The following is a 14,401-nucleotide window of genomic DNA, read 5'->3' as shown; positions in this document are numbered from 1 at the left end:
GAACTCAACGGGCTGCGACATCGCAGGGATGCGATGGCAAAATATCGACGTAAGTCGTTATTTTGCGAGCCGTGCGAAGCTTTGCTTCGCACTTGGCGAGGTTGAAAAAAGCCACGAGGGCTTTTTTCAACAGGCTGCTAGAAGCCGGGCACTTCCGCTTTGGCCTGTGGCGGCAGCTCGGCCTCCTTTTTGGCCTGCGGCTTGTTATCAGCCTCCTTGTCTTCTGAAAACTGTTCGAGCAGTTTCTTGGTCAGGTCATCCTGCGGCGCCAATGTCTTGGCCTTTTCGAGCTGCTTTGCGGCGTCCTTGGGATAGCCCAGGTAACCGTAGTGATAGCCCACCAGGAAGCGGAGGGCTGGCGAATCCGGCTCCTCTTTGACGGCCGTTTCCAGGGCCCGCAGTTGCTTGGTGTACTCGCTGATTTTGGGATAAAGCTCGGTGTAGTTCTTGACGACGACGCCCCACTGATCAGCAGGCAGCATGAGCATGGCCTGCTGGACGGCACCGGCGGCTTCGTCGAACTTTCCGGTCGCGAATAACGCCTGCGCAAACATGAGTACCAGCGTGCCATTGGAGGGATCGTCGAGGATGGCGTGGCGCCAGTCGCGGACAGCCGCGTCGTAACTGCCGGCTTTGAAATCGGTCTCTCCCACGGCGGCGAATTCGCCGATCTGCGCGGGCTGAGCTTGTGCCGCCTGCTGATTGGCGTCGGCCAACTCGTCGGTTCCGTAGGTATCTAGACTGTACGGATTGTAGGCGTAATACGGATATCCGTAACCGTATCCTGATCCACCGTAGTAGCCGTATCCGCCATAGCCATAGAGCCCATAGAGACCCAGGAACGGATAGCCGTAGAACGGATAGCCGAAGCCATACGGCCAGAAGGCCCAGCGGTTCCACCACCAGTTGTTGTAACCGAAGCCCCAGAAAGGCCAGAAGCCGCCGAAGCCGAAGAAGGGAAAGAACCCACGGTTGAAGTTGCCGTTGTGGAAATGGCCATTGTGCCAGTTTCCATTGTGCCAATTCCCGTGATGGCCGTTGGCCAGGTTCGCATTGTGCAACTGATTGCCCCGGAAGCCCGTCGTATGCGAGGCGTGGTTTGCGAGGAACTGCGATTGATGGTTGCCCGTGTGGCTCAAACCGGTCAGGTGGTTGCCGGCGTGCAATGAGGATCCGGAATTGTGGGCGCCGAGCGCGGTGTTGCCCGTTCCGCCAAGGTGATGGCCGCCGGCATTGTTGACGATCGACTGGTTGATGTGCGACATGCTGCTGTTGTGGCCGGTGATCCCGCGCGAGCCAACGATGCCGCCGTTGTGCGTGGCGCCGAAGTGCGTGCCACCGATGTGCGAACCGCCGAGCTGAGAACCGCCAACGTGATAGCCGCTGTGCCCCATCGAGGGCGAGAAGCTGTGGCCCATGCCACCGCTATAGCCGCCAAATCCGCCGTGGCTAAACCCACCGCTGTGGAATCCACCGCCGTGACCGCCAAACCCGCCTCCGAAGCCACCGCCGAAGCCGCCCCCGTGGCCTCCACCTCCTCCGCCGTGTCCGCCACCACCACCGCCGTGGCCCCAGGCACTTTGCGGCAGGCAAATTAATCCAGCGGCGAGCCAGACCGCGACCCACGTACTGTGTCGAAAACGCATCGGAACATCCTCCGAACAAGAGGTTTGCGCGCGCCGCTCCTACCTCCTAATTTGTACGCGCAAAAAGGGTTTCCGGCGAGCGAATAACGAAATATTCACCCTCGCGAGCGCCGCTCGACGCCGTTTCGCCAGGTGTTTCCGTCACCGGCCGCCGAAGAATCGGCAAATGGCGAATTCTTACGGATTTACTCAAGACAGATGGTGGCGGCCGTCGATCGCCGCGCGCCGGCCATTTGCTGCCCCCGAAGAACGATGCACTTTTCAATGCTTGGCGCAAGGCGACGGCTCACGTCCCAAGAAGCATGCGCGCTTCGTTAGAAAAGTGGCTGGCGACACCATCGAGCCGGAGAGCACCATTGCCAGCAGCCTGCGGCGGCACGGAATGCGCTAGAAGGTCGCGCGACCACTGCGATTAGGAACTCCGGCGGCGGTGAACTGCCGCCAGACCTATCGCGGCGATCGCCAGTAGGGCGAACGTGGCCGGTTCGGGAACCGAAAACGTGCCACTGCCCGAGCCGAGGTCATTGGCCGACAACTGGAACGAGAACGTGCTCTGAACGCTCGTTATCGCTCCGAGGACGTTTCCGACGGTCGGCGGAACGTTGGGGGTCGAGGCCTGCGACTGTTGGGCAGTTGCCGAAATCGACGGCGCAAGGTAGGCAAAAGTTCCCACGTTGGAAGCAGCCTGGAATGACATCGCTCCTGGATAGGCCCCAGAAATACTCGCGCCGGTTGCGTCCAGATCGGTCACGGTCAGGGCGGCGCTGGCGATGCCTACCGGGCTATTCAGCGCCGCAAAAGTCACAGGCATGGTGGAAATCACGAAATTGGTCGGCACTCCGGCAGCCAATACGCCGAAGCTGAGGCCAGCCGCAGGATCACTGCTCAGGCTCACCGCCAAGCCGAAGGGGTTGATCGTGGCCAAAAGATTATGGTTTACGTCGTTCGAGAAGATGCTGACAGGGGACGTTAACACGAAGCTGTAATCGCCCGACGGGGAGAAGGGAACGTCAACATCATATTCGCCGGAGCCCAACGAACTGGAGACTTGAACACTAGCGATCTGCACGAGCGGCGTCGCATGCGCGGTATTGACCGCTGCAAGCAATGCGGCGGCTAGAAGAAATCCGAGCGCAATTCCGCCCCGAAGCCCGCGGTTCCATTCGCTTTTGGTGCAGCTCATCAGCATGACTCCTAGCGGGCTAACAGCAGATGTCGTTTTGGAAGCGGCCAACGGGCAGCGTCAAATCTACCCAAGTAGCGGGGCTGATCAAAAAACTTTCAGATTTTTTCGTCCAACGAATCCGATTGCGCTTCATTCGGCGCGTTCTAGCGAGACAGTTTCTTGTTGGATCGTCGCCGGGCAACCCCCAGTAGTACGACTGATCCAATGGCCAGCAGGCCCAGCGTCGAAGGCTCGGGCACCGGAGGCGACGGCGACACGGTGAAAGTTCCCGTTCCCGAGCCCAAGTCGTGAGCCGACAACGTGAACGAGAACAAGGCTTGGATGCTCGACACGGCGCCGGGGATAGTGGTCGACAAGACGTTTCCCGTTTGCGTGTTCGACCCGCCAACGCTCGACACGGTCGCCGGCCCGTCCAAAGACGTAAATACGTTCGCGCCGTTGTAGAGCGCCTCGAAGCTGAATGGCCCCGGGTACTGTCCGACCAGACTTGCAGAACCAGAGTTATTGAAATCTGTCACGGTAACCGATGCGCCCGCGGTCCCCACGGGATCGGTAAGCGGTGCGAAAGAAACAACGCTCGAGACGATCGTGAAACTCGTATCTGCACTTCCCGCCACGACGCCGAAGGTGACGCTCGCGGAGGGGTCAGCGTCGATGGCTCCGCTGAGATTAGTGATCTCTCCCACGACCGATCCGTCTGCGGATTGCAGGGTGATGCTGCCAGGGATTGACCATGCACCAGTAACTGGGTCCAGGGTCTCGAAGCCGATCCAAGAAGCCGTCGCGCCATCAACATTCGTTGCCATGGCACCGACCAGGATTTGGGTCGCTTGGGCGCGACGGGGAGCAAGGCTGCAGAGGGCCAAGCTAAGTAGAGCGCAGGATATGCCCGCGTAAAGGGTTAGGAGTTTCTGATTTCGAATCATTAGCGGCTCCTCCCCGATGTGCAGAAATCAGCGCAATAAATCCCCAAGCGTTCCGAGTCTAACCGTAATAGGGGTGGGGTCAAGAAACTTGTAGAAATTATCCCGATATATGCCAAAAGACCAATTAGACCCCCCATGTGCAGTGGAGATTTGCGCTCGAAAAAGGGATCGTTTTATGAGCAAGCGGGGGGGTTGGTTATCGGCCGGCCACGTTCACGCGACCGCCAGGCGTTTCGACCTTCGCCCAAAACGGGTGCAGTCGGGCGACCCGGGTTCGAACGTCTTCGAGCAGCACGCTCAAGCTGGGCTGCAGGTCACCATTGAGCTTAATGCCCCGCCCGCCGACGTTCACCGTGATCTTCCGCTTGAAATCGATTACCTCGGGCGATAGCCAGACCGTGACCCGATCGGCTCCGGTCGTCACGTGAATCCCATTGTTGGCGTTTACGCGAGCGGTTGTCTCGGCGGCGCGCGTGCCGGAAGGGGGCGGCCAACTGGTCGGATCGACGATGGTTTTCGGCGGCAGGTCCGCAACTTCCACCCACCAGAAGAAGTTGTCCCAGGAGCGCATCGAATAGCCCGTGAGTTCCTTCCGGGCGAAGTCGCGCTTCAATCGCCCCATCCAATCGAAGAGGCGCAGAATCTCGTCCGAGAAATGTTCGTGGCCGCGACCCTGAAATTCGACGAGCGTGAAGTTCATGTTGCTCGTGGTGAGCCACTTGTCGAACATCGCCGCCATCCGCGCAATTTTGTCGCCATCCATCTCGCCTTCGATGACGTACAACGGCACGAAGCGGGCTTCCTGCCAGTAATGCTTTACGTACTTGTCGGCCACGGCGACGATCGGAATGACGCCGGCCCACAGGTCTGGATGCGCGAGTCCGATGTCCCAGGCGGCGTCGCCGCCGATGGAATGCCCCGTCAAAAACACGCGGTCCGTGTCGATGGCGAAGCGCCGGCAGGCGTCGCGCAGCGTATGGAGCACCGACAGATGTTCGTGCAGCGAGTAGCCGTAGCTGGACTGTTGTTCTTTGCCCCAGGCCGGCGCGATGACGATATATCCGTATCGTCCGGCCTGGCCCATGCGTCCACCGTCCGACCCCATGGCCCCGGCCCACCAGTCGATTTGCTCCTTGGCGGTCGAACCGCTTCCGTGCAGGGTAAGGATAGTCGGATAGACCCGGTGAGGATCGTATTCCGGCGGTAGCTGCACGAAATAGGTAAGCGGCGGCTCGTCGTCGATGCTGTCGAGCATGATCTCGTAGAAGCCCGGCGTCTTCGCATCGGGGTCGGGCGTGGTGCGCGTGGGCAGCATATTGGCCACCAGGTGCGTGGCGTATTCGACCGTCGCCCCTTCTTCTTTTTCAAGGCTTTCCAGGATTTCGTTCCGCGTCGGCTTGTTCGGTTCTTCCAGGTATTCACGCACCTTGTTGCGGACCGTAAAGAGCGAAGCTGCCACCGGCAGCTTGCGGATCGAGTCGTTGCTCCCCATCAGCCAGCCGCTGATGGCGAGTGCCAACTTTTCTTCGGCATCCATCGACTCATCGTCGATCGACTGCTCGAAGGCGGTCATGCGATCGAGCGTATTGAGATTCAGCTCGGCCACGATTTCGTCGCGGATAGGGCGAATCTTTTCCCGCATCTTCGTGTCGGCAATCAACGCCAAGAAGGCGTCGATCTTGGCGACCACGTTTTTGCCGCGGGTGAATTCGTTTTGATAGCCTTCCAGGGTTTGCTTCACCTTCTGCAGGATTTCGCCGGCGACCCCTTCGTGCGGGAAGTTCTCGAGCCAGTGGATGGCGAATTGATGCTGCCCGGCTTCGCGGCGCACCTGGATTTCGTTGAGCATGCGCTGCGCGGCGCGCTGCGTCAGTTCGCGCTCGGTCCGCTTGAACTGCTCGGCGTGCTCGGGAAAATCCTTGATGATCTGCGCCAACTCGGCCTGGGCTTCCTGGTAGCGATCCATCTGCAAGTACAGCCGCACGATCTTCAATCGTTGGTCGATGACCTTAGGATTGATATGCCGGGCCACGATCTTGGCCAGCAGTTCGTGCGCGATCGACGTCGTGGCCAGGCGCTGATCCCACTGGTACGGCGTGGCGTCGCGCAGACTCAAGCCCTCGACCCGGGTCCAGGTCGGCGTGATTTCGCTGATGCCTTGAAAGACCGTGATGGTGCCCTTGTCGCTTACCATTTCGACGGTGCGCCGGCCCCATTCGTCGAAGGGCGAAATCTTTTTCAGGGGACCTAGTGTCTGGATGCGCCGACCGCCGTCGCGCACGACGCGCTGGTCCTTGAACAAAAAACGTTCCGGCGGATCGCCGGTGCTGCCTTCAATGACGCGCTCGATCTGCTTCTGAAAGACGTAGGTGCGCCGCAAGCCATCGTCGGAAAGCACGATTAATTTGGGCGATGGCGCTCCCTCGGCCTTGGGCTTGAGGGGCTTGTTAGAAATACTGGCCAGCTCGATGAGGTTGCCTTCCAGGATGCGGCCATCTTTCATGATGATCCGCGCGGCGTCTGCCGTCGGGACGGCGAGGAACATGGCGCAAGCGCAAGCAACGGCTGCCAGGCTGCGCTGCAGAAATGCCGAAGTCGCCATGCTGAGGGACTCTGCTGTTCCTAGTCCGCTGGTCACTTGCCGCACCTGCGCCTGGCCCGTCCGGATGACGCGTGCGCCCGCTTGAACGTATTCGCGGAGACGATCGTTCTCGGCCGATAACCAGTTTCGATAACCAGTTTCATTGTCCCCTGCCGGTAGAGCGAGTCAATGCAGTGGCGCACCCCGCGCAGCGGCCCGCCACGTTGACAGGGGGTAGGGCACGGTCGCAGAATGTCGGCCGTTGGCGCCGTGGAATGAGCTTTCGCTCGGGCGACAGTGCCGGGCCGCCGACGCGGCGGTGACAGGAGAAAAACGCTTGCCACCGGAATTGCGACGATTCATCTTCTGGCTGCTGGCCGGCACGCTCTTCCTGCCGATTGCGATCGTGCTGATTTTAACGGTCGCGCGGCTGCTGGCCGCGCTTCAGGATGCCCCTGGCGCCGCGGCGCTCGAGCGCTTGGGCCTGGCGCTAGGCATCGTTTGGGGCCTAACCATCGTGGCGCTTGTGATCCTGCTTGCAGTCCGCGCGCTGGTCGCGGACGAGCAGCATCGGAACGATGTCGAGTCGGAGTAGCAGGTTCTGCTAATCCGCGCGATAAGACGGGTGGTTTACTTCGCCGCTTCGATGCGATAGAGCGCTTTGTCCGTGCGCAAAAAGATCGCGCCATCGGCCGTTGCCAGGGATGCCAAGGTCCGGCCGTCGAGCTGGTTCGACGCTAACTTATTCAGCGTCTTGTCGGCAGCGACCACAGTGGTCAGGCCTTCTTCGTTGGTGAAATAAATGTGTCCCTCGGCGGCCAATAGCGAGGCCGAAAAACCGCCCCCCAAGCGCGATTGCCAGTGCTGCTCGCCGGTTTCCGCGTCGACGCACGTGGCAATGCCTAGATCGCTGACGACGTACAGTTCGTCGCCCACCAGGACCGGAGAAGGATTGTTCGGCGCTCCGCGGCGCATCGACCAGGCCGCCGCGGTTTCCGTGATGTCTCCCTCGCCAGGCAGGCGAATCGCGTACAGTACCGGCGAATCGTAAGCCGAACTGACGAAGACCAGGCCGTGACCGAACACAGGCCGCGGCACGACCGAATAGCCGTCGTAACGGAAACGCCAGATCTCAGTCCCGGTTGCCGGCGCGTACCCCACGACCTGGTCGCCGCCCGGGCTGACCAACTGCATGCCGCCGTCGACATGGATCACCAGCGGCGTCGAATAGGCCATCCGCCCGCTACGGTCGGTGCGCCAGCGGATCTCGCCGGTTTTCTTGTCCAAGGCCACGACGAATTGCTTGTCGGTGCCGTCGCAACTGACGATCAGCAGATCTTGCCAGATGACCGGCGAGCCGGCGGGACCGTGGCGATGGTCGTAGGCGAGCTCTTGATTGCGCCACAGCACTTCGCCGCTGGTCGACAGGCAGGCCGTGCCGTGGGCGCCGAAATGGACATAAATCCGGTCCCCCTCGATCACCGGCGTGGGCGAGGCATGGCTGTTTTTCGTGTGGATCGGTCCGAGATCGTCTTTGTGAAAGATGTCGAAGTACGAGATCTGCTGGCCGGTCTTGGCATCGAGGCGAACCGCCTTGAGCGCGCCTTTTTCGGCAATCGCGGTCGTTAGCCAGACCTGACCGCCGGAGATCACGGGGCTTGACCAGCCTAGCCCTTCGAGCGGCTGCTTCCAGGCGACATTCTGCGTTTCGCTCCACTCCAGGGGCAGCCCGCGCTCGCTGGAATGTCCTTGGCCGTCGGGTCCGCGGAATTGCGGCCAATCGCCGGCGTACACGACGCTGCTCGTGGTTAGCACCAAACCCCACAAGCCGCCGGCGAGCAGCGCCAAGGTTCGTGCGCGGGAAATTGGATCGCGTTCGGGCGGCTGACGCACGGCAGGGAACTCTTTGGGCGGGGTATGGGAGGGGGGCAGCGGGGTCATTACATGCTGGCCGATCCGCCGGGGGCGTGCAAGACAAAGTTCGAGCCGGGATCGCTTTAGCGTACGATCGTTAACTTCGGTCGGTTGCGAAACGTTGCGGAGAGCGCCTGTTGAGTGACCTGTGTGTCTTGCAAGCTGAGAGAGTGCAGCACCGGCAATTGTGCGAGCGCGGTCAGCCCGGCGTCGCTGACAGCCGCGCCGTCGAGGTCGAGAACTTCTAATCGCTTCAGACGGGCGATGGCCGGCAGTGCTGTGTCGTCGATTTCCGTGCCGGCCAAAGCCAGAAAGCCGAGCTGTTCGAGCGACACGAGCTGGTTGGCTCCCAGGTTCGTGATCTTTGTACCGCTCAGGACCAGCATTTCGAGCCGCGAGATGGTCACGATTTGCGCCACCCCTTCGTCGGTGATGGCTGTGTTGCCGACGTCCAGCCACACCAGCCCGCGCAGCCCGGCAAGCTGACCGATGCCCGCGTCCGTGACGGCGGTACCGTCGAGACGCAGGTGCTTCAGTCGCGGTGTCAGGTGCAGATTCTTCAGGCCGGCATCGCCGACTTTGGTGTTGCCGAGCCAGAGGGTTTCGATCTGCGGCGTGTTGCGAAGCTGGGCCAGCCCTTCGTCGGTGATGTCGTTATCGGCCAGTTGCAGCGTGCGCAGCCGCACGAGCGGCTTGAGGTGCGCCAGGCCCTTGTCGGTGATCTGCGCATCGCTGAGGTTCAACTCGTCGAGCTGGCGCTGCCGCTTGAGCTTTTCCAAGCCCGGATCGCCGACCTTGGTCGAGGCGAGATTCAGCATGCGCAGCCGGGCAAGCGGGGCCAAATGTTCCAGTCCCGCCGCGGTGATTTGGGTGCCAGGCAGAGACAAGCCTTCGAGCGCCTTCAACGTGCGCAAGTAGGCGATGCCGCGGTCAGTGATCCGCGTGTGGCCGAGCTTTAATCCTTCAAGCTGCGTGAGCAGGCCCACTTTGGCCATGGCGGCGTCCGTGATTTTTGTTCCTTCCAGATCGAGCCATAGCAGGCCAGGCAGGTTCTGTAGTTGCTCCAATCCTTCGTCGCCGCCGTGCCACCGCACGGCACGCAATTGTTTGCCGGCGGGAGTCTGAATGATCTCGATCTCAGCGCCCAGGGCGCGGGCTGCGGCTTCGGCATGCTTGGCATCGGCCGGCGCGAGGGGCGCCATTGGCCGGCGTCCCGTCGGCAGCGAAGCCGAGGCCTGCTTCACGGCGCGATCGGGCTGGCGCGGGGAGGGTTCTTCTCGTGGCTTTTCGGGGCTGGCCGCGTTGCCGGGTGTAGCGGCTTTGGTTCGCCGTGGTGGTGTGCGCGGTTTCAACCCAGGGGTGGGCTTTTTGACCGGCGTATCGGCGGCCACGGTGTCCGTTGCTTCCGCTGTCGGTGGGGCCGCAGCCGTGCAAGCCGCGACGAGCGATGCACCGACAAAGCATGCCACAAATTGGAGTCGACGAATCACCGCGAAGACCCCTCGAAAGAGTTGAAATGGCCGGGGGAGAATTGACCGCGCGGGCGGGAGTCTAGGGGAAAGCGTTTGCTAGCGTCAATGCGGCTGTAGCGGCCACGCTGTCACTAGTGGTGGTGCTGCCGAAATCAGTCCCGACATCGCCGTTCCCCTATTTAGCCGCCGAGCTTGCTCGGCGGTTTTCAGCATCAATAATGGCGCCGCCTGACCGACTTTTGAATATCAATGAGTCGTAGAAACGGGGGCACTGCTAGCGATGGCGTTTCGAAGAGTGCTGGCGTTCCATTCGGTGTTCGGCGCCTACGGCTTTTGGCTCCCAAACGATCCGCGCGGATCGTGGTCGCGCTACGTCGGCAGCCGCGAGCTGTACGAATTTGGTGCTGCGACAAAAACCGATGCACGCCGTTCCGTTGCGCACGTTCGTCATGATCACAACCTGCGCCGCGCGGCAAAACGCGCGATGCGATTTCCGTCAGTGCGGTTAACTGGCATACAGGCCCGGGCCATGGCACGTGGGATCGCATCGGCGGTCGACGAATCGAAGTATGCCGTTCACTCGTGCGCAATCATGTCCGATCATGTGCATTTGGTTATCTCCTGGCATGAGCGCCACGTACGACGCATCGTCAGCCACGTGAAGGCGCGCGCCACACAGCGGCTGCGCAAAGAACAAGTGTGGCCCGAAGAAAGCCGGCCGGTGTGGGCCAAGGGTAGTTGGTCGGTGTTCTTGTATTCGGCCAAGGACATTGATCGCGCGATTCGTTATGTTGAGCAAAACCCTGGACGCGACGCCAAACCGCCGCAACGCTGGAGTTTTGTCGTGCCGTTGACGGGATGGGCGAACGCGCCGCTACTTAGCCGCCGGGCTTGCCCGGCGCTCGGTTAGATTCGCGAAGAAGCGCCGAGCGAGCTCGGCGGCTAAATAATTCAATTCGAGTTGGAATTGGCGATGCGATACGAAGAACTTCCCCTGCCGGCGGCGGCTGCCGAAGCACGGTTGAAAACCGTGGTGTGCCTGGCGTTTACCGAAGGGCCGGCGGTGGATGCCGACGAAAATGTCTATTTCTCGGACATCATCAACAACCGGATCATGAAGCTGGCGGCCGACGGCACGTTGTCCGTGTTTCGCGAGCCGAGCTATCGCACCAACGGGCAGACCTTCGATCAGCAGGGTCGGCTGTATCATTGCGAGGGGGCGGAGTTCGGCCCTGGCGGCGGCCGGCGCGTGACGCGCACCAACCTGGTGACCGGCCAATACGAAGTCCTCGCCGATCAATACAACGGCGTCCGCTATAACTCGCCGAATGATATTTGCGTCGATGGCCAAGGGCGCGTCTACTTCACCGATCCCTGCTATTGGGACCGCTCGCAGATGGAGATGCGCGAGGAAGGCGTCTACCGCATCGATCTTGATGGGCGCGTGACGCGGATCCTCGAACAGCCCACGATCGATCGTCCCAACGGGCTGGCTGTGACCCAGGACGCCCGACAGCTCTACGTCGTGGACGCCTGTCCAACGGACGGCGGCAATCGGAAGATCTGGGGCTTTGACCTCGACGCGTCCGGCAACCCCCGCGGTCAGCGATTGATGTACGACTTCGCCCCGGGCCGCGGAGGCGACGGGATGCGTCTGGATGTGAAGGGCAATCTGTACGTGGCGGCCGGCGTCATGGCAGCGCGAAGCGGGGCCGAAACGTCGGACGTCCCGCCGGGCATCTACATCATCTCTCCGGGAGGTGAATTGTTGGGGCGCATTCCCATCTATGAAGATGTGATCACGAATCTGGCTTTTGGCGGACCGGACGGGCGAACGATCTACGTCACGGCGGGCAAAACCGTGGTCAAGACTCGGGTCGACCATCCCGGGCAGGTGGCCTATCCGCGTTGGTCAGCCGGGTAACAGAAACGGCGGCGATACCGCGATCGGCCGAGCAAATTGTTTTGGAGGAAATGAACCGACAACCCCTAGCGGCGTAGAAAGCTTTCCGCCACAATCTGGGCCCGCCGCACTGCGGAAGCGTCGATTTTTTGGGGGGGCATTGGTGGTCGGGGGGGGGCCAGTGGGCGGCGCCGTCGCGGTGCCCTCAGCGCCTGCGAAAGAACCTGAAAAGTTGTTTCCAAGGTGCCTTGCTGGGTCGAAAACAAATCGGTATACTCGCCGTTTCCCCATGAGGGTGAAGGGGAGACCGGTAAGAGTCTGAAGAAGGGTCCGAAGAGAGAGTGGCGGCTGGCTAGAGGCCAGTTCCGGGGATTCGACGAGCGGCATTCGGTCGTTCGCAAGTGTCTCGCGGGGCAAGCCTCTGTCCAACCGACAGCGGAGCGATGGGCCGGCTGAGCGTAAAAGCGCAGGCATGGTTTGTTGCTCTGTCGATCTTTGACAATTTGGTTGTGGAAAAGTGGCATTCTTAAATAAGAGTCAGCCAGCGCGGAATAGCGCGCGGGCTGGTTCTCACGGCACTTAGTAGGCGACTGATGGAATGACGCGACGGCGGGCTGGTCTTCGGACTTGTCTGTCGGCGCGTTGTGAAGTCGGTCGGAGATTTCGAATCGTTACTTGATCGACGCAATGTTCCCGCGCTTGGGACGCTTTGCGGACGATCGACGTAGCCGACCGGATGCAACGCTTTTCCTCTCGTACAGGGTGGTTCGCTTCGGCGAGTCATTTCGAGCGTTGAGGAGAGTTTTGGGTCTATGTGGTCAAGCTACTAAGGGCGCATGGGGGATGTCTTGGCGTCAGGAGGCTTTGAAGGGCGTGGAAGACTGCGAAAAGCCCGGGGAAACTGTCAAACGAGTGTTGATCCCGGGATTCCCGAACTGGCGTACGCTGAATCCATAGGCGTACGTCGCCAACGCGGCGAACTGAAACATCTCAGTAACCGCAGGAAAAGAAAGAAAAATCGATTTCCTCAGTAGCGGCGAGCGAACGGGAAACAGCCCAAACCGCGAAGGTTTTCCTTCGCGGGGTTGTAGGGCTTCTCACATGGGAGTTACAAAGCGGCTTGTTAGCGGAACCATCTGGAAAGTTGGACCATAGCGGGTGACAGTCCCGTACGCGACAACGAGCAGCCTCCCGAGGAGTACCTGAGTAGGTCGGGTCACGTGGAACCCCGACTGAATCTACGGGGACCATCCCGTAAGGCTAAATACTACCTGACGACCGATAGTAAACTCAGTAGGGCGACTGAAAGATGGGAAGAACCCCTGCTAGGGGAGGATACTGAACCTGAAACCATGTGCCTACAAGCGGTCGGAGCACTATACCCGCAAGGGGATGTGTGACGGCGTGCCTTTTGCATAATGATCCGGCGAGTTACCGTCAGCGGCTCGGTTAAGATCTTCAGGATCGAAGCCCGAGGGAAACCGAGTCTGAATAGGGCGACAAATGGTCGCTGGTGGTAGACGCGAAACTGCACGAACTACCCATGAGCAGGTTGAACCGCGGGTTATACCGCGTGGAGGACCGAACCCACTTGGGTTGAAAACCGAGGGGATGACTTGTGGGGAGGAGTGAAAGTCTAATCAAGCGCAGAGATAGCTCGTTCTCTCCGAAATAGCTTTAGGGCTAGCCTTGAGCCACTACGCAACGGGGGTAGAGATACTGAATCGGCTTGAGGGTCCTTCCAGACTACTCTGCTGAACCAAACTCCGAATACCGTTGCGACTATCTCAGGAGTCAGTCCGCGAGGGATAAGCTTCGCGGTCGAGAGGGAAACAACCCAGATCATCTGCTAAGGTCCCGAAGTAGAACTTAGTCACTAAGGAAGTTGAGTTGCAATGACAGCTAGGATGTTGGCTTAGAAGCAGCCACCATTTAAAAAGTGCGTAACAGCTTACTAGTCGAGCAATTCTGCGCCGATAATGATCGGGAGTAAGTTCTACACCGAAGCAGTGGACTACACGAACCCTCGGGTTTGTGTATTGGTAGGAGAGCGCTGTAGGCCAGATACGAGCCGTACCGTAAGGAGCGGTGTCGGGGTCTACAGGTGATTATGCCGGAATGAGTAACGATAAAGCAGGTGAGAATCCTGCTCGCCGAAAGCCTAAGGTTTCCTGGGGAAGGTAAATCCGCCCAGGGTTAGCCGGTACCTTAGTCGAGGCCGAAAGGCGTAGACGATGGATAGCAGGTCAACATTCCTGCGCCACTTGAGTGGACCGATGGAGGGACGGCGTCTCAAAGGTGAGCGGTACGATTAGAAACGTCCGTAGCCTGTCAGCCGGTGGGGGAAAGGTAAATCCGCCCCCGCAAGCCGGCGGACTGTCTCGACCGCATTTATGTTCGGGAAGTCATCAGCGAGGCGTCCAAGAAAAGCTCCTAAGGGTTGAAGCTCAAGTGACCGTACTAAAACTGACACAGGTAGGCGAGACGAGAAGTCTAAGGCGCTCGGGAGAACACTGGTTAAGGAACTCTGCAAATTGGCCCCGTAAGTTCGCGATAAGGGGTGCCCCTGAAGGTTTAGAGCCATCGGGGGTCACAGTAAATCGGCTTCAGCGACTGTTTATCAAAAACACAGGACTCTGCGAACTCGCAAGAGGATGTATAGAGTCTGACGCCTGCCCGGTGCCGGTAGGTTAAGGAAGCGGGTTAGCCGCAAGGCGAAGCTCTCGACCGAAGCCCCGGTAAACGGCGGCCGTAACTATGACGGTCCTAAGGT

General features: G+C 60.2%; 9 protein-coding genes and 1 rRNA gene. 4 read left to right on the top strand and 6 right to left on the bottom strand.

The features are described from left to right. Positions 1–137: 137 nt before the first annotated feature. From VHD36_05920 to VHD36_05905, 4 genes are all read right to left on the bottom strand, one after another. Positions 138–1,646, bottom strand: coding sequence for a tetratricopeptide repeat protein (locus VHD36_05920; protein HVU86836.1), 1,509 nt, complete (start codon positions 1,644–1,646; stop codon positions 138–140). A gap of 412 nt (positions 1,647–2,058) precedes the next feature. Further along, complete coding sequence (locus VHD36_05915) at positions 2,059–2,835, bottom strand: PEP-CTERM sorting domain-containing protein (GenBank protein HVU86835.1); 777 nt, start codon at positions 2,833–2,835, stop codon at positions 2,059–2,061. Between the two features lie 140 nt (positions 2,836–2,975). Beyond that, positions 2,976–3,638: a PEP-CTERM sorting domain-containing protein gene (locus VHD36_05910; protein ID HVU86834.1), complete on the bottom strand. Its 663-nt coding sequence runs from the start codon at positions 3,636–3,638 to the stop codon at positions 2,976–2,978. A gap of 316 nt (positions 3,639–3,954) precedes the next feature. Further along, positions 3,955–6,360, bottom strand: a complete 2,406-nt coding sequence (locus VHD36_05905; GenBank protein ID HVU86833.1) for a peptidase — start codon at positions 6,358–6,360, stop codon at positions 3,955–3,957. 241 nt (positions 6,361–6,601) lie between these two features. Here VHD36_05905 and VHD36_05900 point away from each other — a divergent pair, with 241 nt between their 5' ends. Continuing rightward, positions 6,602–6,934, top strand: a complete 333-nt coding sequence (locus VHD36_05900; GenBank protein HVU86832.1) for a hypothetical protein — start codon at positions 6,602–6,604, stop codon at positions 6,932–6,934. 35 nt (positions 6,935–6,969) lie between these two features. Here VHD36_05900 and VHD36_05895 read toward each other — a convergent pair whose 3' ends face one another. Then, entirely contained in the window at positions 6,970–8,232 is a 1,263-nt protein-coding gene (locus VHD36_05895; GenBank protein HVU86831.1) for a PQQ-binding-like beta-propeller repeat protein, read from the bottom strand. Between the two features lie 104 nt (positions 8,233–8,336). Further along, positions 8,337–9,455 (bottom strand): hypothetical protein, encoded by a 1,119-nt coding sequence (locus VHD36_05890; protein ID HVU86830.1) that lies wholly within the window; start codon positions 9,453–9,455, stop codon positions 8,337–8,339. A gap of 550 nt (positions 9,456–10,005) precedes the next feature. Between VHD36_05890 and VHD36_05885 the strand changes: the two genes are divergently transcribed. The 3 genes from VHD36_05885 to VHD36_05875 form a co-directional block, all read left to right on the top strand. Continuing rightward, entirely contained in the window at positions 10,006–10,635 is a 630-nt protein-coding gene (locus tag VHD36_05885; protein ID HVU86829.1) for a transposase, read from the top strand. Between the two features lie 63 nt (positions 10,636–10,698). Then, positions 10,699–11,649 carry an SMP-30/gluconolactonase/LRE family protein gene (locus VHD36_05880; GenBank protein ID HVU86828.1) on the top strand — a complete coding sequence of 317 codons (951 nt, stop codon included), beginning with the start codon at positions 10,699–10,701 and terminating at the stop codon, positions 11,647–11,649. A gap of 795 nt (positions 11,650–12,444) precedes the next feature. Beyond that, a 23S ribosomal RNA gene (locus VHD36_05875) occupies positions 12,445–14,401 on the top strand; the annotation flags it as partial.

The organism is Pirellulales bacterium (assembly GCA_035546535.1).
Lineage (GTDB): Bacteria > Planctomycetota > Planctomycetia > Pirellulales > JACPPG01 > JACPPG01.
The sequence above is the reverse complement of the archived record's forward strand: the minus strand, read 5'-3'. Positions and strand labels throughout refer to the sequence as shown.